This is a genomic window from Streptomyces sp. MP131-18, assembly GCF_001984575.1.
Classification (GTDB): domain Bacteria; phylum Actinomycetota; class Actinomycetes; order Streptomycetales; family Streptomycetaceae; genus Streptomyces; species Streptomyces johnsoniae.
Genome location: NZ_LZNS01000001.1, coordinates 7,437,046 through 7,460,861, shown reverse-complemented (window position 1 = coordinate 7,460,861; position 23,816 = coordinate 7,437,046). Strand labels below are relative to the sequence as shown.

At 72.7% G+C, this 23,816-nt stretch carries 23 protein-coding genes, 2 pseudogenes and 2 riboswitches; of the genes and pseudogenes, 6 read left to right on the top strand and 19 right to left on the bottom strand.

All coding sequences use genetic code 11. The features are described 5' to 3' along the window. Nucleotides 1–30: 30 nt before the first annotated feature. The gene (locus STBA_RS39150) at nt 31–954 is read right to left on the bottom strand and encodes a Tn3 family transposase (protein ID WP_077062707.1); all 924 of its coding nucleotides are present in this window, start codon (nt 952–954) and stop codon (nt 31–33) included. A gap of 433 nt (nt 955–1,387) precedes the next feature. Then, nucleotides 1,388–1,753: pseudogene (locus tag STBA_RS39145) on the bottom strand (DUF4158 domain-containing protein); the annotation flags it as partial. A gap of 168 nt (nt 1,754–1,921) precedes the next feature. Here STBA_RS39145 and STBA_RS33195 point away from each other — a divergent pair. Further along, nucleotides 1,922–2,791: pseudogene (locus STBA_RS33195) on the top strand (IS3 family transposase); the annotation flags it as partial. 193 nt (nt 2,792–2,984) lie between these two features. Here STBA_RS33195 and STBA_RS33190 read toward each other — a convergent pair. The 4 genes from STBA_RS33190 to STBA_RS37435 all read right to left on the bottom strand — a co-directional run bounded on the left by STBA_RS33190 (nt 2,985) and on the right by STBA_RS37435 (nt 5,008). Continuing rightward, entirely contained in the window at nt 2,985–3,476 is a 492-nt protein-coding gene (locus STBA_RS33190; protein ID WP_077062705.1) for an SRPBCC family protein, read from the bottom strand. A gap of 115 nt (nt 3,477–3,591) precedes the next feature. After that, a complete protein-coding gene (locus STBA_RS33185) occupies nt 3,592–4,236 on the bottom strand; it encodes an SRPBCC family protein (RefSeq protein ID WP_077062704.1) in 645 nt (214 codons plus the stop codon). A gap of 1 nt (nt 4,237) precedes the next feature. Further along, a complete protein-coding gene (locus tag STBA_RS33180) occupies nt 4,238–4,642 on the bottom strand; it encodes a metalloregulator ArsR/SmtB family transcription factor (RefSeq protein WP_077062703.1) in 405 nt (134 codons plus the stop codon). A 144-nt stretch (nt 4,643–4,786) separates the two neighbouring features. Then, nucleotides 4,787–5,008 (bottom strand): hypothetical protein, encoded by a 222-nt coding sequence (locus STBA_RS37435; protein ID WP_143659601.1) that lies wholly within the window; start codon nt 5,006–5,008, stop codon nt 4,787–4,789. 714 nt (nt 5,009–5,722) lie between these two features. On the opposite strand from STBA_RS37435, the gene STBA_RS33165 reads away from it, so the two are divergent. Next, nucleotides 5,723–6,127 carry a Rieske (2Fe-2S) protein gene (locus STBA_RS33165; protein WP_077062700.1) on the top strand — a complete coding sequence of 135 codons (405 nt, stop codon included), beginning with the start codon at nt 5,723–5,725 and terminating at the stop codon, nt 6,125–6,127. On the opposite strand, the gene STBA_RS33160 is transcribed toward STBA_RS33165, so the two are convergent. Both STBA_RS33160 and STBA_RS33155 read right to left on the bottom strand, forming a co-directional pair. Further along, complete coding sequence (locus STBA_RS33160; RefSeq protein ID WP_077063787.1) at nt 6,128–7,057, bottom strand: LysR family transcriptional regulator; 930 nt, start codon at nt 7,055–7,057, stop codon at nt 6,128–6,130. A gap of 72 nt (nt 7,058–7,129) precedes the next feature. Next, nucleotides 7,130–8,461 (bottom strand): aminotransferase class I/II-fold pyridoxal phosphate-dependent enzyme, encoded by a 1,332-nt coding sequence (locus STBA_RS33155; RefSeq protein ID WP_077063786.1) that lies wholly within the window; start codon nt 8,459–8,461, stop codon nt 7,130–7,132. A 57-nt stretch (nt 8,462–8,518) separates the two neighbouring features. Here STBA_RS33155 and STBA_RS33150 point away from each other — a divergent pair, with 57 nt between their 5' ends. Then, a complete protein-coding gene (locus STBA_RS33150; protein ID WP_077062699.1) occupies nt 8,519–9,193 on the top strand; it encodes a pyridoxamine 5'-phosphate oxidase family protein in 675 nt (224 codons plus the stop codon). Here the strand turns inward: STBA_RS33150 and STBA_RS33145 are convergent. Then, nucleotides 9,077–10,147, bottom strand: a complete 1,071-nt coding sequence (locus tag STBA_RS33145; protein WP_107485295.1) for an EamA family transporter — start codon at nt 10,145–10,147, stop codon at nt 9,077–9,079. The two genes, STBA_RS33150 and STBA_RS33145, sit on opposite strands and share 117 nt — an antisense overlap. Before the next feature lie 314 nt (nt 10,148–10,461). On the opposite strand from STBA_RS33145, the gene STBA_RS33140 reads away from it, so the two are divergent. Next, nucleotides 10,462–11,193, top strand: coding sequence for a DUF4232 domain-containing protein (locus tag STBA_RS33140; protein ID WP_077062697.1), 732 nt, complete (start codon nt 10,462–10,464; stop codon nt 11,191–11,193). Between the two features lie 6 nt (nt 11,194–11,199). Here STBA_RS33140 and STBA_RS33135 read toward each other — a convergent pair whose 3' ends face one another. Then, a complete protein-coding gene (locus tag STBA_RS33135; protein WP_216355999.1) occupies nt 11,200–12,015 on the bottom strand; it encodes a CPBP family intramembrane glutamic endopeptidase in 816 nt (271 codons plus the stop codon). 56 nt (nt 12,016–12,071) lie between these two features. Next, nucleotides 12,072–13,565: a glutamate--cysteine ligase gene (locus tag STBA_RS33130; protein WP_077062696.1), complete on the bottom strand. Its 1,494-nt coding sequence runs from the start codon at nt 13,563–13,565 to the stop codon at nt 12,072–12,074. Between the two features lie 275 nt (nt 13,566–13,840). Between STBA_RS33130 and STBA_RS33125 the strand changes: the two genes are divergently transcribed. After that, complete coding sequence (locus STBA_RS33125) at nt 13,841–14,410, top strand: hypothetical protein (protein ID WP_077062695.1); 570 nt, start codon at nt 13,841–13,843, stop codon at nt 14,408–14,410. Between the two features lie 71 nt (nt 14,411–14,481). Here STBA_RS33125 and gcvP read toward each other — a convergent pair whose 3' ends face one another. Continuing rightward, entirely contained in the window at nt 14,482–17,385 is a 2,904-nt protein-coding gene (gene gcvP / locus STBA_RS33120) for an aminomethyl-transferring glycine dehydrogenase (protein ID WP_077062694.1), read from the bottom strand. Between the two features lie 58 nt (nt 17,386–17,443). Continuing rightward, a riboswitch (glycine riboswitch) is annotated at nt 17,444–17,564 on the bottom strand. Next, nucleotides 17,565–17,663: riboswitch (glycine riboswitch) on the bottom strand. Between the two features lie 134 nt (nt 17,664–17,797). Between gcvP and STBA_RS33115 the strand changes: the two genes are divergently transcribed. Continuing rightward, the gene (locus STBA_RS33115) at nt 17,798–18,142 is read left to right on the top strand and encodes a PRC-barrel domain-containing protein (protein WP_077062693.1); all 345 of its coding nucleotides are present in this window, start codon (nt 17,798–17,800) and stop codon (nt 18,140–18,142) included. On the opposite strand, the gene STBA_RS33110 is transcribed toward STBA_RS33115, so the two are convergent. From STBA_RS33110 to STBA_RS33080, 7 genes are all read right to left on the bottom strand, one after another. Beyond that, nucleotides 18,091–19,503 (bottom strand): DNA polymerase IV, encoded by a 1,413-nt coding sequence (locus tag STBA_RS33110; RefSeq protein ID WP_077062692.1) that lies wholly within the window; start codon nt 19,501–19,503, stop codon nt 18,091–18,093. The genes STBA_RS33115 and STBA_RS33110 overlap by 52 nt on opposite strands. A 65-nt stretch (nt 19,504–19,568) precedes the next feature. Further along, nucleotides 19,569–20,171 carry a MerR family transcriptional regulator gene (locus STBA_RS33105; protein WP_077063784.1) on the bottom strand — a complete coding sequence of 201 codons (603 nt, stop codon included), beginning with the start codon at nt 20,169–20,171 and terminating at the stop codon, nt 19,569–19,571. 143 nt (nt 20,172–20,314) lie between these two features. After that, nucleotides 20,315–20,788, bottom strand: coding sequence for a bifunctional nuclease family protein (locus STBA_RS33100; RefSeq protein WP_059008346.1), 474 nt, complete (start codon nt 20,786–20,788; stop codon nt 20,315–20,317). A gap of 79 nt (nt 20,789–20,867) precedes the next feature. Further along, on the bottom strand, nt 20,868–21,572 hold the full coding sequence (locus STBA_RS39140; protein ID WP_077062691.1) for an FHA domain-containing protein: 705 nt from the start codon (nt 21,570–21,572) through the stop codon (nt 20,868–20,870). A gap of 159 nt (nt 21,573–21,731) precedes the next feature. Further along, nucleotides 21,732–22,508 (bottom strand): DUF881 domain-containing protein, encoded by a 777-nt coding sequence (locus STBA_RS33090; RefSeq protein ID WP_107485155.1) that lies wholly within the window; start codon nt 22,506–22,508, stop codon nt 21,732–21,734. A 4-nt stretch (nt 22,509–22,512) separates the two neighbouring features. Further along, complete coding sequence (locus STBA_RS33085; protein WP_077062689.1) at nt 22,513–22,845, bottom strand: small basic family protein; 333 nt, start codon at nt 22,843–22,845, stop codon at nt 22,513–22,515. Then, complete coding sequence (locus tag STBA_RS33080; RefSeq protein ID WP_171987921.1) at nt 22,842–23,780, bottom strand: DUF881 domain-containing protein; 939 nt, start codon at nt 23,778–23,780, stop codon at nt 22,842–22,844. The genes STBA_RS33085 and STBA_RS33080 overlap by 4 nt, the downstream gene beginning before the upstream one ends. Nucleotides 23,781–23,816: the final 36 nt, after the last annotated feature.

Here is a 23,816-nt window from a genome sequence, read left to right as displayed (position 1 = left end):
CCCGTCCGACTGTACGGGCGCGCGGCGCGGCTACTCGTCCTCGCCATCGTCGGTCTCGTCACCGGTGTGCGGGTCGCGCAGCTGCCGCAGCCCAGGCGCGACTGGTCGGGTGAAGGCGTAGCGGCCGAGGAAGTTGATGTGGTCGTACTGGAGCGGGGAGAGGCGGGTGAGCAGCTCGTCGGTGACGGGGAAGCCGGCGGCGGCGAACTGTTTGACGGCGTCGTTGTAGAGGCTGCTGAACAGCACCACGGCGTTCAGGGCCAGTCCGAGGGCGCCGAGATGGCCCTCCATCCCTTCACGGTAGTGCTGGCGCAGTTCGCCGCGCTGGCCGAAGAAGATCTTCCGGGCGAGGCGGTGGCGGGCCTCGGTGACGTTGAGCTGGGCGCCGATCATCCGCCGGTAGCCCTCGCCCAAGACGAACTGGAGCAGGTGCAGGGTTTTGAAGATTCGCCCGTAGTGGGCGAACGCCTCGCCCAGTCCGGTCGGCTTGCCGTCCCGGGACAGCATGCGAATCAGGTCGTGGCCACGGACTTCCCCCAGGGTCAGGGAGCCCGCCACGCGGAGCATGTCGCCCCAGTGAACGCGTATCCGGTCCAGGCGGATCGTGTGGCTGGAGACCGGCTGGAGCGACCCGTGGTCGGCCGCGGTGTTCGTAGGCCACAGCCGGGCGTCGGATATGTCGGCGATCCTCGGCGAGAACTGGTAGCCGCAGATGGCGAACAGGCCGAAGACGATGTCGGAGTACGACGCGGTGTCCGTGATGACGGCCTCCGGCTTCGGCCCGCCGTCGCGTGCGTGGATGGCGTCAAGGATGAACAGCGAGTCGCGCAGCGTGCCCGGCACGACCACCCCGCCCAGCCCCATCACCTGGTCGTTGACCACGTTCAGCCAGGTGGCTCCCTTGTGCCGCAGGCCGAAGTACCGTGGGTTCGAGCCCGCGTAGAGGGTCTGCACGGGGACCGTGAGCCGTCGCGGTCTCCAGGTGTCGCACGGCCGCCAGGAGGGTGGCGGTCTGCCTTGTGGCTTCCAGCCGCTTCAGCGTCGGAGCCGTCGAGGTCAGCCCGTATCGGGCCAGCCCGGTCATCCGGGCGGCCGGGACCCGGCCGACGTCGACGGCGCCGGCACCCAGGCCACGAACCTCGCGGGCGCGATCCAGGGCAAGTTCCATGGCCTTGCCCGACACCCGCATCGGGCCCAGCCGCAGCCGCTCCAGCTCCGACACCCGCTTCTTCTCCGGCACTTCGAGCAGCCGGATCATCTCGGTGCGCAGGTCGTACGGGACCGCCTCGTACAGCGAGGCGTGCAGCCGGTCGTTCTCCTCCTGGCGGACCGCGGCGACCATCCGGGCCAGCGTCGTCACGCCAGGCAGCAGCACCCGGTTGTTCACCAGCCACACCACCGCCCGGTCGGACAGAGCGCGCGGTTCCTCCAGCGACGACCACACCCGCGCCGCCAGGAACTCCCGCAAATCCGCCTCACCCGCGGCGAAGTCCCGGTAGCCGTACTCGTCGCGGATCTCCCACGCGTGCTCGTAGACCATCTGCGAGCGCGTCCCGTACTCGGCGAAGTGCTCGTCGCCGATCCCGAGCTGCTCGGCGACGAACCGCACCACGGCGGCCGGGACCGCCGTGAGGTCCTCGGTCAGAAAGGTGCCGAGCATCCGTACCGTGCCCCACTGCACCGCCCACCCCAGCCTCGTCGCCGAACGGCGTTTCGCCCGCGCCAGGCCCAAGGCTCTGGTGTCCAGGCGCATCGGCCTCGGAGGCCAGATACAGGCGGCGCTGCCGCTCGTCCAAGTGCGGCAGCATCACCACGAACTTCACGTCCAGTGCCGCCAGAGTCGCTTCCGTCATCCTCACGGACGCCATCTATAACGTCACAGGCCGCAGCAGATCCAAATCAGGCAGTAGTTAGTTGACGGCTCCTGAACCGCTTCCAGTTCGTCGCCGACCACCAGCGCCGCTACGGCGTCAAGCGGCTGTGCACCATCCTGGGCATCGCCCGCTCCAGCTTCTACTACTGGCGTGTGACGGCCGCGGACCGGGCCGCCCGGATCCGGGCCGTGCACCACGAGTCGGACGGCACCTACGGCGTCCCGAGGATCACCGCCAAGCTCCGCGACGGCGAGCGCGTCAACCACAAGCGGATCGCACGAGTGATGCGCAGCATCGGCCTGGCGGGCGCCCGGCTGCGCCGCAGGCACCACACCACCATCGCGGACCCGGCCGGGATGAAGGCCCCGGACTTGATCAACCGCGACTTCGCCGCCACCGAGCCGAACACGAAGTACGTCGGCGACATCACCTACCTTCCGGTGGACGGCGGGAAGTTCCTCTACCTGGCCACCGTGATCGATCTTGCTTCCCGCCGCCTGGCCGGCCGGGCGATCGCGGACCATATGCGCACAGGCCCCGTCATCGATGCACCGGCCGCCGCCGAGCGCACCCGCGGCAGCCTCGCCGGAGCGGTCCTGCACACCGACCACGGCGCCCAATACACCAGCCGGGCCTTCGCGGACGCCTGCCGCCAGGCCTGCGTCCGCCAGTCGATGAGCGCGATCGGCTCCAGCGCGGACAAGGCGCTCGCCGAGTCCTTCAACGCGACGTTCAAACGCGAGACGCTCCAGGGCCGAAAGCACTGGCCCAGCGAGCGCGAGGCCCGCCTCCACGCGTTCCACTGGCTTCATCGCTACAACACCCGACGCCGTCACTCCCGCCTCGGCCACCGCAGCCCGACCGCCTACGAGAACACCTTCCGAACGACACCAACTACGCTGACCCAAGCCGCATAACCCGTGTCCAGGAACCGGGGTCAAGGAGCCCCGAGACCGCCACCGCCTGGACCCAGGAAGGCGGCACCGGATCCGATACGCCGCAACCGTCCCCGCCAAGGCGACGTCTCGATAGCCTCTTCCTCGAAGGTCATGTCCTCATCATGCACCGCACAGAACCCGCCTACATGGCATCGCCGAGCGTGACGGCAGATCAGTCCGTCTCTTCGCGGACGTCCTTGCCCTGCTCGGGGAAACGCTTGAAGTCCTGCATGTGCTGTTCCGACTGCTTGCGGAAGGCACCGGGCATCAGAAGTCCCGCCAGCCGCATCATGACGCTGCTGAACCGGTATTCGCTCTCGCTTTCCCAGAGTGTCGTCTCCGGACCGGCTTCGGTCAGCCGGTCGCGCACGGCGTTCCACATGCCCTCGCTGACGATCTCGCGGTCGAAGTGAACGACGCTGCCTTTCGGGATCTCGTGCAGGTCTGCCGGTTCCCGGCGGGTGATGGTCTCGGTGCACTCGATCTTCTGCTTCCCCATCTGCATCACGACGCGCGACTTGGTGCCGAGCTGCCCGTGTTTCCCGTTCAGCGGCTCGTGCAGTACCAGGCCCCGCAGCCACTTCGGCAGGTGTGCCGGGTCGGCGAGGAGCTGGACCACTGTCTCCCGCGGCAGGGCGATCTCGGTCGAGACAATGCATTTCATGAGGTATCGCCCTTTTCCTTATGGTGTGGAACAACGCGCCGCAGCCCTGCTGGTCCGGCTTGTCCTGCACGTCGTGGGCGCCGAGGAGGCCGGTCGGTCCACCGCAGCAGGGGTGTCAGGTCGGGTCGGGTACGTAGAACTTGGTGGTGGCCTCGACTGCGGCCGCGACGTGCTCCGGTTCGCCACCGGCGGCCAGGTGGGCCTGGCCCCAGGCTGCGGCGCTACGGCGGCCGAACTCGCGCCCTTCGGGCGACTTCTCGAACTCCTCGTGTCCGGTGATCTCGCCGCCGGCCAGGAGCCGCCCCAGGGCGAAGAGGGCCAGGTCCCAGCCGACGCCTCCGGCGCCGGGGCCGTAGGTAGGGAACAGGGGCTCCCCGACGACCGCTGCATGGATCAGCTCGAACTCGGTGTCGCCGGCCGGGCCGGCGGCCAGGCGCACCTCCACCTCGCTTGTGCCGGGCCAGGCGTCGCCGTCCGGCCCGTAGAGCCAGGACACCTTCAGCAGATGCGGCGGCTCGCACCGGAGGATCTCGCCGTGCTCGCCACCGTCCAAAGCGAACTGTCCGCCAAGCCGAAGGTCCCCGGTGACCGGCTTGAACCAGCGCTGTAGCCGCTCGGGGCTGGTGATGGCGTCCCAGACGTCAACGATCTCCGCGTCGTATCGACGCCGCAGCTCGATGGTGTACGCCTCGCCGGCGGGCACGCTGCCCGTGCCCATCGCCCGGCGCACGGCAGCCAGCTCGTCGAGAACATCTTTCATGTCATGTCTCCTTCGGTGTTGCATCGGTCTTGCCCGTGTCGGCGCCGGACCCCGCAGGTCGGACGGGTTCCCCGCCGGCCAGGTGGCGGGCACGCCTGCCCCGGGCCAGCTCGGTTCCCAGGGCGTCGAGGCGTTGTTCCCAGAACCGGCGAAACCGGTCCAGCCACGCGTCGACCTCGCTCAGCGGCTCGGGCTCGACGGCGTAGAACCGGCGCGTACCCTCGGCCCGCACCGACGCGAACCCGCTGTCACGCAGCACGCGCAGATGCTGGGAGACAGCCGGCTGGGAGATGGCGAACTCCTCCCGGATGATCTCCGTGATCGCCCCGGAGGTCTGCTCATCGTCGGCGAGCAGCTCCAGAATGCGTCGGCGAACGGGGTCACCGAGTATGTCGAAGGCGTGCACGACAGCGAATATACCGACCCTCACTTATATAAGCCATGACTGCGTCTTGGCGCCGCGTCGGCGTTCACGCAGGCCGACGCGCACCACGTCCTGCTGCTGCAGGCTGCCCCACGTCGGCGCCAGGCGCCAGGCGCTGGACCCCGTTCACCCCGATGAACCACCTGACTCATTCCACAGGTTCTGGCAGCGGCAGTTACCAATACCGGGGTCGACCTCGAACGCCGGGCCGCTGGCGGCGCGGGCACGGCCCTCGTAGATGGCGTCGAGCATGCGCTGGGCGCGCAGGGTCAACCCCGGGGAGGCCTGGATCAGCGGGTGGAGTGTGGCCGCGGCTGCTTGTCGGTCCAGTTGGGCGTACTCGGACATCACCGCGAAGGTTCGAGGGTCCCAGGTCGTGGCCGCGGGCAGTGCCTGGGCCCCCGCGTTCGCCGCTGCCCGGGCAACGGGCGAGGCGGAGACCCGGGCAGCGGCCACTACCGCGGAGGCGGGATCGAGGGCATGGTCCGGGAAAGCGTCGCTGAGGGTGGACCATGGTCCGCGCGTCGGGCTGGTGAAAAACCATCGGGCCATCAACGGGGCCCGTAGCGTCGGCTGCAGACGCCATCTGTCGCCGGCGTTGTCCACGAGCCCGTTGCGAGCGAGGCGTTCCATGAGGCCGGACAGGCCGGCTGTTGGTTCGCCGACCAGCGGGGCCAGGTGGTACAGCGCTTCCGCCGACGTGCCTCCGAGGGCCGCCGACGCAAGCCAGCGTTTCCACGGCTGTCTCGGATTCGGTGAGGCGCCGCAGATGGCGCTCCACGTCCGCCAAGTGGGCAGCACCGCTGACCACTTCGTCGCCCTCGCCCTTGGCGAGTAGCTCACACAGGGTCACGCCCATCCCGGCCGCCCGTCGGCCTGCTCGAGAACGACCTCACATGCCACCCTCCCGCAGGGGGGTGACGTAGCGGGTCGCGGACGTTTCACGCAGCATTCCCCCAGGTGAGAACGGCGCGCTCCCGGTACTCTCGGGCCCCCCGGCGCCGTTCGCGCCGGGCGCGGGCGGGTACGTTCGCGAGCGGGCACAACGAGGAAGGGGCCGGCGTGACCGGACCGGTGACATCCCGTCGGAGCGTGGTGGCGGCGGGTGCCGTGGGACTGACGGGGCTGCTCGGCGCCTGCGGTTCCGAGACGGGCGGCGGCGAGGGCGGCGGCGAGGCGGGCGAACGCCTCGGTGCCGCCTCCGACGTGCCGGAGGGCGGCGGCAGGGTCTTCGACGGGCAGCGGGTGGTGGTGACGCAGCCCGCCGCGGGCGACTTCCGCGGGTTCTCCGCGGTCTGCCCCCATCAGGGCTGCACCGTCTCCGAGGTGCGCGACGGAACGATCGACTGCCTGTGCCACGGCAGCAAGTTCGCCATCGAGGACGGCAGCGTCGTGCAGGGGCCGGCCACCGAGCCGCTGACGGCGCGCGAGGTCACCGTCAGCGGGGAGGACATCCGGCTCGCCTGATCAGCCGGCGGCGGCCCCCCGCGGCTCCTCGGCCACCTCGAGGGCCGCGGCGCGCAGCGCGCCGACCGCCGCCGCGACCGACGGCCTGCGGTCGGCGCCCGCACGCCAGACCGCGTACACGCGGCGGGTGATCGTCTGCCGTACCGGCACCACCGCGACCCCGGCCGGCACCGGCGTACGTCCGAGCCGGGGCGCGACGGCGACGCCGAGCCCGGCCGCGATCAGCGCCAGCTGCGTGTGGTGTTCGGCCGCGGTGTGCGTGATCCGGGGCTCGACGCCGCGGCTGCGCAGCGTGAACATCAGCCACTCGTGGCAGATCGCGCCGGGCGGCCAGGACACCCAGGGGTCGTCGGCGAACTCCTCAAGATCCACCTCGCGCCGCCTGGCCAGCGGGTGCTCGGCGGGCATGGCGACGTCGGCCACGTCGTCCAGCAGCGGCTGCCTGGCCAGACCGCCGGGCAGGGCCAGCGGCCTGTTGTACCAGTCCAGGACGACGGCCAGGTCGATATCGCCGCGGGCCAGGTCGCGCAGCGCCTCCTCCGGCTCCATCTCCCGCAGCCGCGGCGCCAGCCGCGGATGCCCGGCCCGCAGCGCGGCGAGCGTCTGCGGGAACAGGCCGCGGGCGGCAGTGGCGAACGCGCCGATGAGCAGCTCGCCGACGGCCCGGCCCTGCTGGGCCTCCAAGTCGGCGTGGGCCAGCTCGACCTGGGACAGGATGCGGTCGGCGTGCTCGCTCAGCAGCCGGCCCGCGTCGGTGAGGCGGATGCCGCGGCCGTTCTTGGCGAGGAGGCGCTGGCCGGTCTCGCGCTCCAGCTTGGCCATCTGCTGGGACACCGCGGACGTGGTCACGTGCAGCGCCGCCGCGGCGGCGCTGACCGAGCCGTGGTGGCTGATGGCATGCAGGACGCGCAGCCGGTCGATGTTCAACACCTCAGTGATGCTACGGGCCCGTGCGCCGGCTGCGACGCTCTGCTTCACGGTCACCCGCACGCGAGCGCGCGGTCAGTCGTACCGGCGCGCGGCCGAGGGCCGCACGGCCGCCGCGACGGCGTCCGCGAGCGGCGGGACCTCGGCCACGTCGAGGTCCGCCACGGTGATCCGGACGCCCGGCGGCGCGGCGAGCCGGAAGCGGGCCCCGGGCGCGACGGCCCATCCTGCGTGCAGCAGCCTGGCGACCGTGGTGGTCTCGTCCGGAACCGGCAGCCACACGTTCAGGCCGCTGGGGCCGTGGGCCGGCACACCGCGGGCGGCGAGGGCGCCAAGCAGCGCGTCCCGGCGCTCGCCGTAGGTCCGCGCCGCGCGCCGCGCCTCCTCCGCGCCGCCTTCCCACAGCTGCGCCACCGCGTCCTGGAGCAGGTGGCTGACCCAGCCCGGGCCGAGGCGCTGCCGCCCCAGCACCCGGTCGACGGTGACCGGGTCGCCGGTGCACACGGCAACGCGCAGATCGGGCCCGTACGCCTTGGCGGCGGAACGGACGAACGCCCAGCAGCTGGTGTGCCCGGCCAGCGGGTGCGGGGGCACCTCCACGATGCCGTCGCCGTGGTCGTCCTCGATGAGGAGGACGTCCGGATGGGCGGCGAGAACGGCACGGAGCGCCGCGGCGCGCGACGCGGAGATGGCGGCGCCCGTCGGATTCTGCGCGCGGGCGGTCACGATCAGGGCGCGCGCTCCCCGGCGCAGCGCATCCGCCGCCCGCTCCGGCAGCGGGCCCTCGTCGTCCACCGCGACGGGCGCGGTGTGCAGGCCGAGTGCGGGGATCAGGTCGAGCAGCGCACCCCAGCCCGGGTCCTCGACGGCCACCGTGTCGCCGGGGCGCAGGCGCGCGGCGAGGACACGTTCCACGGCGTCGAGCGCGCCCGAGGTGACGGCGATCCGGCCGGTGGGCACTCCGTCCCGTCCGAAGCGGTCACGGGCCACCCGTTCCAGCGCGGCGTGCACCGGCGGGTCGCCGTAGAGCACGGGGGAACGCGTGGCGCGGGCGGCGGCGGACGCGAGCACGGTGCCGAGCCGCGGCAGCAGGGCCGGGGCGGGGTTGCCGCGGGACAGGTCGCGGACGCCGGGCGGTACATCGACGCCGACGGCCTCGCGCGGAGTGCTGGCCGGACGGGCGCGCACGCGACTGCCGCGGCGGCCGGCCGTTTCGATGACGCCCCGCTCGCGCAGCATCCGGTACGCCGCGGCCACGGTGTTCTGGTTCACGCCGAGCAGCTCGGCCAGCGCCCGCAGCGTCGGCAGGGGCCGACCGGGGGCCAACGCGCCGCTGCCGACGCCTCGTTCGACGCTGGCCGCAATGTCGGAGGCGCCCCGGCCCTCGATTCGATATTCTCCTAGCACAATCAGCATTTTGCACTAGTGCAAAGCGCTGGGCAAGTCCGACCCGAGGAGCGTCCGATGTCCACCGCCCCCGACGCGGCCGACTACCCGCAGACCCCCCGCACGACCGCGACCCGCGCCAGGCAACGGGTCTCCTACGACCGGGAGCTGGTGCACGCCGTCCTGGACGAGGGCTACCTGTGCCACCTCGGCTTCGTGCGCGACGGCGCGCCCGCCGTGCTGCCGACCCTGTACGCGCGCGAGGGCGAGCGGCTCTACCTGCACGGTTCCACCGCCTCCCGCCCGCTGCGGGCCGCCGGCGGACCGGAGCGGGGCCTGCCGGTGTGCCTGACGGTGACCCATGTGGACGGCCTGGTGCTGGCGCGCTCGGCGTTCCACCACTCCGTCAACTACCGCTCGGTGGTGGTGCACGGCACCGCGCGTCCCGTGACGGACACCGCGGAGAAGGCCCGCGCGCTCGACCTGCTGGTGGACCACGTGGTGCCGGGCCGGGCGGCCGACTGCCGCCCGGCCAACGCCCGGGAACTGGCCGCGACCGCCGTGCTGGTTCTCGACCTCGCCGAGGTCTCGGCCAAGGTCCGCCGCGGCGGCCCGAACGACGATCCCGAGGACGCGTCACTCCCGCACTGGTCCGGCGTCCTCCCGGTCCGCACCGTCCACGGCGACCCCGTTCCCCACGACACCGAGCGGCTGCCCGCTCCCGGCTACCTGACGGCTTACGCCCGGGGCTGACCGGCCCTCGGCCAGGACCAGGCCCACGACCGCGCCGAGCAGCAGCGCCGTGCCGGCGACGACGGCCGCGGTCAGCCGCTCGCCGAGCAGTGTCACGGCGATCAGCGTGGCCGTCACCGGCTCGATCAGCGCGATCACCGAGGCGGTGGCGGCCCGCACCACGGCGAGCCCGGCGAAGTACAGCGCGTAGGCCAGGGCCGTCGGCACGGCCGCCAGGTACCCGAGCAGGAACAGCGAGGCGGCCAGGTCCTCGCCCCGCGGAAGCACCCCGTCGGCCAGGGCGAACGGCAGCAGCAGCCCCGTTCCCACGGCCAGGGAGGAGAGGGTGGTCGTCAGCGGGTCGGCCGCCACGGCGGCCGTGCCCTGCCTGCGGCTGTGCAGGGTGATGACGGTGTAGCCCGACGCGGCCAGCAGGGCGAACGCCAGCCCCGAGGGCCGCACCGCGCCCGCCCCGTCCGCGCCGCCGAAGGAGAGCACGGCGAGCCCGGCCAGCGCACCGGCCACCGCCGCCACCCCGCCCCTGCCGAGCCGCTCCCCCAGCAGCAGCCGGCCGCCGAGCGCTATCAGGACCGGGCCTGCGCCGAGGGTGACCACGGTGGCGACGGCCAGCCCTGTGGCGTCGACGGCCGCGAAGTAGGCGGCCTGGAACAGGGCGAAACCGGCGCCCATCACCCCGACGCTCGCCGCCCGGCGCAACGGGCGCTGCGCCGTGGGTCGTACGCGCGGGCGCGCCGCGCCCCGCCCGCGCAGTAGCGGGCGGACGGCGAGCAGCAGCACGAGACCGCCCGCCGTACGCCAGAAGGTCAGGGCGATGGCGCCCAGCCCACTGGTGTCGAACAGCAGGGCCGCGACGGCGCCCGCGGTGCCCCAGGCGACGGCGGCCAGGGCTACGAAGGCCGCTCCACGGCCGGTCGGCAGGCCGCTCGGCACACGCGAGGACGATGAATGACGCATGAAGGTTCTCCCACACAGGACGAGGTGGCGGTCACTGATCCCGGAGGCGGGCAGGACCGGCCGCGCGCCGGGGCGCATCGCCCGGCACGTGCCTCGGTGGGGCCGCCCGCGTTACGCGGCCGGCGGCGGAAGAACAGTCCTGATCACGTCTGCCACCTTAGATGCTGCCCCGCTGCGCCGCACAGGCCCGGCGGGAAGCCCGTGCGCGAGCAGGCGTGCCAACCGGTCCGCGGGGAACCTCTTTTGACGGGGACGCGTCCAATCCCCACAGCACTCCTCCGCCCAGCCGAATCCCCACACCGGAGGAACGAATCATGGCGTCTCATTCCCTACGCACCGCAGCACTCGCCGCACTCGCCGTGCTCGTAGCCGGCGGCTGCGCCGGTTCGGACGACACCGACGACACCGCCGGAAGCCGCGACGCGTCCGACACCGCCGCGGAGGAGCGCTCCGCGGAACGGGACGGCGGTCCGGCGGAAGCGGACCCCGCGACCGAGGAAGCCGAACCGCTGCCCGACACCTCCGGCCCCGGGTCCGGGGAAGAAGAGGACAGCGACCGGGAGAACACCGCCCAGGAGGGCGGCGGGGCGCCCCCGGCCGCCGCCGACGACCCGGCGTGGTGCTCGCCCGACGCGCTGTCCGCCTCGCTGACCCCGCTCTCGCCCGGCGCCGGCAACCGCTACGCCGCGCTCGTGCTCACCAACACCTCCGACACCGCCTGCCGCACCCAGGGCTGGCCCGGACTCCAGCTCACGGCCCAGGACGGCGACGACATTCCGACCACGACCGTCCGCGACGACTCCGCCGCCCCGCAGGTGCTCACCGTCGAACCGGGCGGCAGCGCCTGGGCCCAGCTGCACTGGAGCGCGGTGCCCGGCGAACAGGACCCGGCCGACGGCAACTGCGGGCCCGACCCCGCGGGTCTTGCCGTGATCCCGCCGGACGAGTACAGCCCGACCAGCGCCGAGTGGGACTTCGGCTCGGTGTGCGGCGCGGGCCGGATCGAGGCGCTCCCGCTCGCCGCGGGCACCGGCCCCCCGCGGTAACGGCGGTCAGGCGGTGGGGAGCCAGTCGACGCGGCCGGCCAGCAGCGCATAGCCGACGAACGCGACGATGTCGATCAGCGCGTGCGCCACGACCAGCGGCATGACCCGCCCCCACCGCCGGTACAGCCAGACGAAGATCACGCCCATCGCCACGTTCCCGAAGAAACCGCCGATGCCCTGGTAAAGGTGGTACGTGCCGCGCAGCACGGAGCTGGCGACCAGCGCGCCCATCGGCGACCAGCCGAGCTGCCCGAGGCGGCGCAGCAGGTAGCCGACGACGATGACCTCCTCCACCACGGAGTTCTGGATGGCGGAGAGGATCAGCACCGGCATCTTCCACCACACGTCCGGCAGCGATTCGGGGACGACGGTGAGGTTGGCCCCTGCTGCGTGCGCGCCGAGGTAGAGCAGCAGCCCGCTGCCGCCGATGCCCGCGGCCACCACGGCTCCCCAGGCCAGGTCGAAGCGGGGCCGGTGCCCGTCGAAGCCGATGCCCCGCAGCCCCGGGCCGGCGGCCTCGGCCCGTTCGCGCAGCAGGAGGTGGGCGACCAACGCGACCGGCACCAGCGCGGTGGCGATTCCGAACAGCTGCCACGCCAGGTCCAGCCATGGCCGGTCGGGAGCCCGGGAGCTGTTGAGCGTGGCGGCCTGGTCGCTCAGCCCGCCCGGGCGGGTCAGCACGCCCGAGAAGCGGATCAGTGCCCCGATCGCGCTCGCGCCGAGAGAAAGCCCGAGCACCAGCAGCACTTCGTGGCCGAGCAGGCGGCGGGAGCGCCGTCCCGCGCCGCCCGTGGCCGCCTTCGTCACCTGCTCCGGCCCCAACGCCGCCTCCCGTCCGCGCGCCGCCGCCGTGCGCCCGCGCGCGGGCCCCGGGGGCGTCAGCCCTCGTCCGGCCAGCTGTGCACGGGAGCGTCCGACCGCGCCAGTTCGCTGTACCGCCGGACGAGATCGCGCAGTGCGCTCGTCCGGTCCGCTCCATCGGCCACCGCCTGGTGGTAGACCCGAGTCTGCCAGCCCGCTCCGGTGACGCGGCGGCGGCACCTCCCCTCGATCACGGCGAGGTAGTGGTCGCGGTCCGCGGCGGCGACACCGCAGGCGTCGAGGCCGTCGGCGGCCAGCGGCAGCAGCTGCCGGCGGACCAGTTCGGCGGCGGGCCACGCCTTGGGGGCGCCCGCCCCCGGCCCTGGCCAGCTCAGTTCGGCGTCGATGCCGTGCCGGCAGGCCGCGAGGAAGTTCTCCTCCGCGGTGGCGAACGGCATCCGCCGCCACACCGGCTCCGGGTCGTCCGCCAGCGCGCGCACCAGCCCGTAGTAGAACGCGGCGTTGGCCACGGTGTCGGTGACCGTGGGCCCGGTGGACAGCACGCGGTTCTCCACGCGCAGGTGCGGAACGCCGCCGGTGACCGCGTACACCGGCCGGTTCCAGCGGTACACCGTGCCGTTGTGCAGGATCAGTTCCGACAGCCGCGGCACGCCGCCGGACGCGAGCACCTCCAGCGGGTCCTCCTCGCCGCACAGCGGGAGCAGGGCGGGGAAGTAGCGGACGTTCTCCTCGAACAGGCAGCTGACCGAGTCGATCCAGCGTTCCCCGAACCAGGCCCGCGGGCGGACTCCCTGGGCCGCGTGCTCGGGCGGGCGGCTGTCGGTGGCCTGGAGGAAGAACGGGGGCCTCGACTCGTGCCACAGCTCGCGGCCGAAGACGAACGGGGCGTTCGCACCGACGGCGATCTGCGCGGCGGTCGCGGCCTGCGCGGCGTTCCAGGTGTCGGCGAATCGTTCCGGCGTGGTCTGGAGGTGGAACTGCACCGAGGTGCACGCCGATTCGGCGGCTATGGACTCGAAGGTCCCGCGCAGCCGCTCGGCGCCGGTGATGTCCAGGGTGATCGCCTCCCCGCGTGACGCCATGATCTGATCGTTCAGCAGCATGTAACGGTCACCCGGGGAGAACGTGTCAGGCGCCATCTGCTCAGCGGTGATCGTCGGCAGCACTCCGGTCATCACCAACCGGGCATCGAATTCCGCGGCCATTCGGTCGGCATAGCCCAGGGCGATGCGCAGTTCTTCGGCCAGATCGTCGAACACCCGCCCGGACAGCCGTCGGGGCGCCATATTGAGTTCGAGGGTGAATTGTCCGAGCTCAGCCTGGAAATCGCGGGTCGCCATTCGGGACAGCACTTCGTCGTTGACCATTCGGGGCGATCCGTCGGAGTCGGCGAGGCACAGCTCCACCTCAAGACCGATCTGGTCACGCGGCCCCTCGAAGCGGTCCTCGCGCAGCAGCGCGCCGAGGGCGTCGAGACACGCGTGCAGCCGGGCCCTGAACCGCTGCCGTGCGGCCAGATCGAAGCGGTCGGCGACGACCTTCTCTCCCATGGGGCACCTCCTCGGTCGAGCGGTGTCATGGGCTCGATCCTGCCCAGGTGGCCGGGACGGCACGCATGTCCCGCGCGCCGCAGCCTCACCATCAGGGCATATTCCCCTGGAATAATCACCGTCTCGGCTGCCCCCGCGGCGACCGGATTTCCCCCTTGCCGAAACCTCGCGGGTGGGCTACTTGAAACGTAGGGACAACAAGCCGCGTATAAAATCCGGCACGGCGTGTCTCCCCATCAAGAGGCGACCTACTCCGAAGCGAGAGGCGACCCATCATGCCCGTGCTTAACCCGACGGCTCCCGCTGCCGCCGAGCGCAGCATCCGTACGGCGCTTCACCCCGCAACGAGGCGGGCACCGCATCCGCTGTACCTCGACCACGGCGCCCTGGACCTGGCCCTTCCGCTGCCCGTGCACCGGCTGTCGCCGGTTACCGGGTCCGCCGTGCCGCCCGACGCCCGGCTGACCGGCTGGCGCTTCCTGCTCACGCGCGACGGCCGGGCCGTCGGCGCGGCGGAAACCGCGCGCACGCCGGAGGGCTGGGCGTTCTCGCACTTCTGCGAGGGCCCGTACATCGCGTCGACGGAGCGGGCCGTGCGGCTGGCCGAGTCGCTGCCCGCGCCCTACCAGCCGCGCCTGCTGTCCGTGCCGGAGCTGTACATGCTGACGCTCTGGCTGCACTCCGACCCGGCCGCGGACCCCGCCGAGGGCAGCCCTCAGCCGCAGGACCTGCTCATCCCGCTGGCGCCCGCGCCGCCCGGGATCGCCGCCGACCGGGCGGTCCGCACCGACGTGCTGCTTCCGGTGCTGAGCACCCGGCTCGCGCCCGTCGGACTGGCGAGCTGACCGCTCACCACCGAAACGTCCGGGGCCGGGCCGCAACGGCGCGAACCGGCCCCGGCTCTCGTGCCCGGCGTTCAGTCCGCGTAGTCGGACACCGGCGGGCAGGAGCAGACCAGATTGCGGTCCCCGAAGGCGCCGTCGATGCGCCGGACCGGCGGCCAGTACTTGCCCGCCCGCTGGTCCTGGGCCCCGGTCGGGAAGACGGCCTCCTGCCGGGTGTACGGGTGCGGCCACTCGCCGCTCAGCTGGGCCGCGGTGTGTGGGGCGTTGGCCAGCGGATTGTCGTCCTTGGGCCACTCCCCCGACCCGACGCGGTCGATCTCGGCACGAATGGCGATCATCGCCTCGCAGAACCGGTCGAGCTCTGCCAGATCCTCGCTCTCCGTGGGCTCGATCATGAGGGTTCCCGGCACGGGGAACGACATGGTCGGCGCGTGGAACCCGTAGTCGATCAGCCGCTTGGCGACGTCGTCGATACTGACGCCGGTCGCTTTCGTCAGCGGCCGCACGTCGATGATGCACTCGTGCGCCACCAGCCCGCCGGGACCCGCGTACAGCACCGGGTAGTGCGGCTCCAGCCGCTTGGCGACGTAGTTGGCGGCGAGTACCGCGACCTGCGTGGCGCGGCGCAGCCCCGTCGCGCCCATCAGCCGCACGTACGCCCAGGAGATCGGGAGGATGCCGGCCGAACCCCACGGCGCCGCCGAGACCGGCCCCGTTCCGCCGCCCGCGGGCCCCGCGGCGGGCTGGAGCGGGTGGCCGGGCAGGTGGGGCGCGAGATGGGAACGGACCGCGACCGGGCCGACGCCAGGACCGCCGCCGCCGTGCGGGATGCAGAACGTCTTGTGCAGGTTGAGGTGCGAGACATCCGCGCCGAACCGGCCCGGCCTGGCCAGACCGACGAGCGCGTTGAGATTGGCACCGTCCACGTACACCTGACCGCCCGCGTCGTGCACGACCGCGCAGATATCCGCGATGTCCTCCTCGAACACCCCGTGCGTGGACGGGTAGGTGACCATCAGCACGGCCAGCTCGTCCGCGTGTGCGGCAATCTTGGCCCGCAGGTCATCGGCGTCCACATCGCCGTTCTCGCCGGTCGCGACCACGACGACCCGCATCCCGGCCATGACGGCGCTCGCGGCGTTGGTGCCGTGCGCGGAGGACGGTATGAGGCAGACGGTCCGGCCGGGCTGCCCGGCCGCCCGGTGGTAGGCGCGCACGGCGAGCAGGCCCGCCAACTCGCCCTGGGAGCCGGCGTTCGGCTGGAGCGAGACGCTGTCGTAGCCCGTGACCTCGGCCAGCCGCTCCTCCAGCTCCCGGATCAGCGCGACATAGCCCTCGGCCTGTTCGAGGGGCGCGAACGGGTGCAGCGCGGCGAACTCCGGCCAGGTGACCGGCTCCATCTCCACCGTCGCGTTCAGCTTCATGGTGCACGAGCCCAGCGGGATCATGCCCCGGTCCAGCGCGTAGTCGCGGTCGGCGAGCCGCCGCAGATAGCGCAGCATCGCGGTCTCCGAACGGTACCGGTGGAAGACCGGGTGCGCGAGGTAGTCGTCGCCTCGCAGCAGCTGCTCGGGCAGCGCGTCCGGCGTGCGCGCGTCCAGCGCGTCGATGCCGAACGCGTCACCGGCCACCCCGAACGCCGCCCAGACCGCGGCGAGCTGGCCGCGTCCCGTGGTCTCGTCGCACGAGACGCCGACGTGGTCGGCGTCGGTCAGGCGCAGGTTCACCCCGGCCTCGCGGGCCGCCGCCACCACCTCCGCCGCCCGGCCGGGCACATGGGCCGTGACGGTGTCGAAGAAGGAGTCGTGCACGACCTCCACGCCGCCGTCGCGCAGCCCGGCCGCGAGCAGCGCGGCATACCTGTGGGTGCGGCGGGCGATGGCGGCCAGCCCGTCCGGCCCGTGGTACACCGCGTACATGCCGGCCATCACGGCCAGCAGCACCTGTGCGGTGCAGATGTTGCTCGTCGCCTTCTCGCGGCGGATGTGCTGCTCCCGCGTCTGGAGCGCGAGGCGGTGGGCCGGCGCCCCGGCCGCGTCCCGGGAGACGCCGACCAGACGCCCGGGCAGGCTGCGGGCGTAGGTGTTCCGCACGGACATGAAGCCGGCGTGCGGGCCGCCGAAGCCCATCGGGACGCCGAACCGCTGGCTGGAGCCGACCGCGATGTCGGCGCCCAGCTCCCCCGGCGGGGTGAGGAGCGTCAGGGCGAGCAGGTCGGCGGCCACCGTGACGACCGCGCCGAGGCCGTGTGCCTCCTCGATCAGGCCGCGGAAGTCGCGCACGGCGCCGGAGGCCCCGGGGTACTGCACGAGAACGCCGAAGACCCCACGCTCCGCGGCCTCGGCCGGAATGCCGTCACCGAGGTCCGCGACCAGCACGTCCACGCCCGTCGGCTCGGCACGGGTGCGTACCACCGCGATGGTCTGCGGCAGGCAGTCGGCGTCGACGAGGAAGACCCCGCCCTTGACCTTGCCGACCCGGCGGGACAGCGCCATCGCCTCGGCGGCGGCGGTCGCCTCGTCGAGCAGGGACGCACCGGCCGTGGGCAGCCCGGTGAGGTCGGCGACGACGGTCTGGAAGTTGAGCAGGGCCTCCAGCCTGCCCTGCGAGATCTCCGGCTGGTACGGGGTGTACGCGGTGTACCAGGCCGGGTTCTCCATGACGTTCCGCAGGATGACGGGCGGGGTGAACGTGCCGTGGTAGCCGAGGCCGATCATGGAGTGCAGCACCGTGTTCCTGGCGGCGAGGGCCCGCAGCTCGGCCAGCACGCCCGCCTCGTCGCGCGCCTCGGGCAGCCGCAGCGCCTCGGTGGTGCGGATCGTCTCGGGCACCGCGGCGGCGGTCAGCTCGTCCAGGGAGCCGAAGCCGACGTGGGCCAGCATCTTGGCCTGGTCCTGCGCGTCGGGCCCGATGTGCCGGGCAGCGAAGGGAGTGCCCTGCTCCAGGGCGGACAACGGGGTGCGGCGAGCGGTCATCGGGAGGCTCCTCCTGGTCGCGGCGACCTGCGGGGGTGCCAGGCACCGGCGCCTGGCTGCCTCCCCCTCTGTCATGTCGACCTGAGAGCTTCACCGCGTCACACACGTGACCCGGCTTGCACCGTCGGTGAGGGAACCGGGGAGCGTCGCTCCCCCGTCACCCTGCTTTCCAGAGTGGTCTTCCCCGCGCGGTACAGGGGCCTGAGAGATTCCGGGGAGGAGTTGCTCCTTCGGCGCCCGGGGCCTGGTCGGCACCGGGACTCTCCCGCACGAGGTTGTCGACCGTCTTTGAGGGTACCAGCGGGGGTGGTCCCGGTGGCCCGGGTGCCACTCGACTGGCCAGTCCGCGGATTGTGCCTTTTCGTAGGTCGTAGAGACCTTCCGGGACCAGTGGTGATCAGTTGGAGGAATCGTGCAGACCGACATCGACCCGCGCAGTCTGATCGGCCTCAAGGCGTTCGACCGCGACGGCACCAAGATCGGCACTGTGGATGAGGTGTATCTCGACGACGCCACCGGGGCACCCGAATGGGCGGCCGTGCGCACCGGCCTGTTCAGCCGCGACGCGTTCGTTCCGCTCGAACCGAGCGAGCTGGTGGACGACACGCTGTGCGTCCCCTTCCCCCGCTCCCTGATCAGGGACGCCCCCGACTTCGGCGTGGGCCGCCACCTCTCCCCCGAACAGGAGCTCCAGCTGTACCACCACTACGGCCTCGACGTCCCCCGGCTCGGTCCGGACGACACGCTGTCCGCCTGACTCCCGCCGCCTGCCGGGGCCGCCCGCTCGACCAGGGGCAGCGGCTCGCCGCCGGTCAGCTCCGGGTCGTCCACCAGGAACGTGCGCACTCGGCCCGGCGGCGAATCGGGGCGCTCGAAGCGGACCGTGACGCGGCCGACGCCGCTCCCCTGGACCCAGCCGGGTCCGAACCGCTCGTGCGTCACATCGAGCCCGGGCAGCCAGTCGGTGGCCCGCGGGGCCGTCCGCGGCGCGGGCGCACCGCCGGGCGAGGGCTCGGCGGCCGGCTGCTCCGGCGCGCGCGATGACTGGAGCGCCTGGGCGAACAGATCCTCCTGGGTGAAGTCGGCCAGCCCGCTGACGCCCACGCCGAGCAGCCGGACGCCCTCCGTGGTGTCCACGCCCTCCAGCAGCCGCCGGGCCGCCTCCTGGACCACCTCGGGGTCGTCCGTGGGGCCGCGCAGCGTCTCGGACCGGGTGAGCGTGGTGAAGTCGTAGCGCCTGACCTTCAGCACCACCGTCCGCCCCGAGCGGCCGGCCGCCCGCAGGCGCCGCGTGCAGCGGTCCGCCAGCCCGGCCACCTCGAACCGGATGCGGGCCCGGTCGGTGACGTCGACGTCGAAGGTGTCCTCCACGGATACGGACTTGGTGTCCCGGTCCGCGACCACGGGCCGCTCGTCGACCCCGCGGGCCATGAGGTACAGCGAGGCGCCGTGCGCCTTGCCGAGCAGCCGCAGCAGCTCGGCCTCACCCGCCTGCACCGTCTCCCCCACGGTCGTGATGCCCGCCCTGCGCAGCACCTCCGCGGTGGCCGGGCCGACGCCGGGCAGGGTCCGCACGGGCATGGGCGCGAGCAGCTCGCGCTCCGTGCCGGGGCGGATCAGCACAAGACCGTCCGGCTTGGCCTGCTCGGAGGCGATCTTGGCCAGCATCTTGGAGCCTGCCAGGCCCACAGAACCGGTGACGCCGGTGGCCTCGCGAATCCCGGCGCGCAGCCGCTCGCCGGTGCGCCGCGCCTCCTCCGCGGACGCGGCCGTGCCGCCCGCCGCCAGATCGACGAACGCCTCGTCCAGACTCAGCGGCTCGACCAGCGGGGACAGCTCGGCCAGCAGACCCATCACCGTCTCGCTGATCGCCCGGTAGACCTGGAAGCGCGGCACCAGGAACGCGGCGTGCGGGGACAGGCGGCGCGCCTGCGCCATGGGCATCGCCGAGTGCACGCCGAACCGCCTGGCCTCGTAGGAGGCGGTGGCGACCACGCCGCGCGGCCCGAGACCGCCGACGATCACGGGCTTGCCACGCAGGCTCGGCTTGGCCGCCTGCTCCACCGAGGCGTAGAAGGCGTCCATGTCGAGGTGCAGAACCGTCGGCTGGCCTCTCACACGACGATGGTGCCCCACGGGTCTGACAAGCCGGGGGGGAACGCCTGCCCGGGCCCGGGCCCGGATCAGCCCGTGCGGTGCCTGCGGCGCGCCAGCTCGTCGCCCGGGTGGGCGACGGGCACGGGCTCGCCCGTGTCGAGCCGCTCGGCGCTCAGCTGGGCCAGCGCGCCCTCCACATCGCTCCACACCGCGCCGACGGCGATGCCGAAAACGCCCCGGCCGCCGCGCAGCAGCTCGGCCAGCTCCTCGGGGGAGGCGCAGCGGTACACGGTGGCACCGTCGCTCATCAGGGTCATGTCCGACAGCTCCGCAAGATCCGCGGAGCACAGCGCCTGAACGGCCGTGCGGATGCTCTGGAGGGAAACCCCGGCGTCCAGCAGCCGTTTGACGATCTTGAGGACCAGCACGTCCCGGAAACTGTAGAGACGCTGGGTGCCCGAGCCGTGGGCCGGGCGCACGCTGGGCTGCACCAGCCCGGTGCGGGCCCAGTAATCGAGCTGCCGGTAGGTGATGCCCGCAGCGGCACAGGCGCTCGGGCCCCGGTAGCCGAGCCGGTCCGGCGCTTCGCGCTCCTGCCCGGCCGCGGAGGGTCTCAGCCCTGGTGGAGGCGGCGCGCCGGGGAGGGAGGATGTCCCGCCCACCGCTCTGCTGTCGCCGTTACCTGTCACGCCGGCCTCCGTTCCGCATGCCCCGACCGTGCCTTCGTCGCTCACCGGCTGTCACGATGAGCACGCACACAGCGCTCCTCCCAAGACATGCCCCATTGACGCTAGGCATCCACACTCAGCGCGTCAACGATCGCCACGCGCCGCTACTGGCTGCTCGTGCCGAAGTCCTCGGGGGAGATCTGGTCGAGGAACTCGCGGAACCTCTCGACCTCGTCCTCCTGCTCGTCGGGAATGATGATCCCGGCGTCGTCGAGTACGGCATCGCTGCCGTAGATCGGCGTACCGACGCGCAGCGCGAGGGCTATGGCGTCGGAAGGACGGGCGCTGACCTCCACCCCACTGGCGAACACGAGCTCGGCATAGAAGACCCCGTCGCGCAGGTCGGTGATGCGTACCGCGCTGAGCTCCTGCCCCACCGCCTCCAGCACGTTCTTGAAGAGATCGTGCGTCAGGGGCCGGGCAGGAGTCATGCCCTGCTGGGCGAACGCGATGGCGGTCGCCTCCCCCGGGCCGATCCAGATCGGGAGATAGCGGTCGCCTCCGACTTCACGGAGTAGCACGATGGGCTGGTTGTTGGGCATTTCCACCCGCACGCCCACGACGTCGAGCTGATTCACACAGCAACCCTAGGCGGTGCTCGGTGCATTTGGATAGTCGAGCACCGCCGTGCGGCGCGCGAGCGGCCACGCTCGCAGGTCAGAACCCCTGCCTGCTGGCGAAGAAAACCAGCCGGTACTTCCCGATCTGTACCTCGTCGCCGTTGTTGAGCACCGCCGAATCCAGGGGCTCCCGGTTGACGTAGGTGCCGTTGAGACTGCCGACGTCACTCACCGTGAAGCTGGCGTCGGGCTGGCGCCGGAACTCCACGTGACGGCGTGAGACCGTCACGTCGTCGAGGAAGATGTCGCTCTGCGGGTGCCGGCCCGCGGTCGTCAGGTCCCCGTCGAGCAGGAACCTGCTCCCGGAATTCGGCCCGCGGCGCACGATGAGCAGGGCCGAGCCGGGCGGCAGCGCCTCGACCGCCGCCTGTGCCTCGGGCGAGAGCGCCGGCGCCGGGTGCTGCCCGGTGACCTCGGCCTCGTACGCCTCAAGGCCCGTGATCGAAATGGTGGAGGTCGTCTCTGACGAGCCTTCGAGCCCCGGGCGCAGCCCATTGCCGCAGTTGGAACAGAACCTGCTGGTCGCGGCGGCCCTGTGGCCGCAGCGGGAGCAGGTGACCGTCTCGCGTCCCGACCCCTGGGAGCCTATGCCGCCGGGGCCGGCGACCTCGTCCCGGAACAACGGGCGCCCCGGCTCTCCGCCGGGCGCCGTCGCTGGGTCGCCTTGTTGGCGGGCGCGGCTCCGTGCGGCGCTGTGCACGCCGCTCCGACGCCTGCCGAACAATCTAGCGAAAAAGCTCACCAGCGATCCCCTCGCGCCTAGCCCGGCCCGTCGTCGGACGGGACCGGTCCATTGTCTCTCACCGGCCGTACAGGACGTCGTGACAACGTCCCCGGCCCCCGTTCAGTTTCCCTCACCGAGTGCCACGGAAGTGTGGCAGCCCCCGTGACGTCGGCTCCGTCACGGTGACGACTGAGCGTAGTCAGGCTGCTCCGCCGATCGCAAGGCGTCCACGACGACCTTCTCCTGGCGCTCCACCGACACCTCCGCCTGCTCGTTCTCCAGGGACTGCACCACGCCCCCGGGGATGTTCAGCGCCGGCTCCAGGTCCTGCGGCCGCCCGATGGCGCCGATCCGGAACGGTGCGCGCACCGGCTCGCCATCGACGAACACCCCGCCGTTCTCGTCCACGAAAGAGGTGCCCGCCGCGATCCGCACGTCGTTGATCTGGATGGCCTCGGCGCCCGCCGCGCGCAGCTCCTGCACCGCGTCGAGCAGCATATCCGCCTCGACGGCCCCGAGTGGATCGTCGATGCGCAGCGTGATGCCGGGGCCCTCGGCGGCGACGGTACCGGCGAGCACCCCGAGCTGCCGTTCGCGCTCCTCCGTCTGCCGCCTGGCCTCCTCGGCCTGGTCGGAGCTGGTCTCCAGCTCGGTGCGCTGCTCCTCCAGGCCGCTCTTCTCCTCCTCCAGGCGCGCGGTGCGGTCCTCCAGATCGCTGAGAATCCGCACCAGATCCTCCTGCCGGGCGCCGCGCAGCGCCGTCTCCTCGCTGCCGGTGGCCCGCACCTGGATGGCGAGCCCGAGCCCGAGCACGAACAGCAGCACGGCGGCGAGCAGCTGGCTGCGCGTCGCGCGCGGCGGCCACAGCCCGGCGCGCAGGGCGCTGCGGCCGGTGGGGCGGTCCCGGCCCGGCTCCGGGCCGGGCGGCGGCGGCGCGGTCTCCTCCTCGGTCACCGGCTCACGCCCCGAAGACGTGCCGGCGGATTGCGGCGGCGTTGGAGAAGATGCGGATGCCGAGGACCACGACGACGCCGGTGGACAGCTGCGCCCCGACGCCGAGCTTGTCACCGAGGAAGACGATCAGGGCGGCGACCGTGACGTTCGACAGGAAGGACACGACGAACACCTTGTCGTCGAACAGGCCGTCGAGCATGGCGCGCAGCCCGCCGAAGACCGCGTCGAGGGCGGCGACGACGGCGATGGGCAGGTACGGTTCCAGACCGGCCGGAACGACCGGGCGCGTCAGAATCCCGACCACGACCCCCAGCACGAGTCCCAGGACGGCGATCACGGCGCGCCCCCTTCTTCCGGTTGATCTTCCGGCGGTGCTTGCCGCTGTGCTTCCCGTGGTGTTTCCGGTGCGGCGGCGGGTCTGGCGGTGCGCGTGGTGAGGCCGGGCGCGGCGGGCAGCTCCAGCCTGTCGTGGACGGTGGTGCCGGCCCTGATGCCGTAGTCCTCGCGCAGCACGTCCAGATAGCGGCCCTCCGCGGTGGCGCGGAAGGCCGCCGCCAGCTCGTCCCCCGGGCCGATCGCGAGCAGCGTGTACGGCGGGGCGAGGGGCCTGTTGTCGACGAGAACGGCGTCGCCCGCGGCCCGGATGGCGGACAGGGCGGTCAGGCGTCTGCCGTTGACCGATATCGCCTCGGCGCCCGCCTGCCACAGCCCGTTGACCACGCGCTGGAGATCCCGGTCGCGCACCCGGCCGGTGTCGGCGAAGCCGGCGTCGCGCGGGCCGCCGGCGCCGGAGGCGGCGCCCTCGGCGTCGTTGACGACCAGCTCGATCCCCGGCCCTGTGACGGCGGTGGCGCCGGCCAGGAGCGCGGTCAGCTCGCCCGCCGCAGAGCGCGCGTCGCCGATGGCGTCGCGCTGCCGCTCGTCGACGTCCGCGCGCAGCGCGTCGACCTCCCCCTGGAGGTCGTCCAGTTCGGCGGTGCGCGCCTCGACGCGGTCGAGCAGCTCCTCGCGCCCCCTGGCAAGGGTGGGCTCCGCCTCGCGCGCCTGTGCGGCGCCCAGGGTGACCACCACGGCGGCCAGCGCGAGGCCGCCGGCCAGCCAGAGTCTGGCGCGCAGCGTGCGCGGCAGCTCTGACCGGCCGGCGGCCCGCCGGCCGACCGCCGCGTATCCCTCGTCGAGGGTGTTGCTCATCACGGTGGTCAGCAGCGACATGGAGGCGTCGGGGCGCGCCGGGACACGTCGCCCGGGCTCCTGCTGTGGCATGGCGCACATCGTCGCACGCGCCACTCAGGAGACCGAATCGGGCCC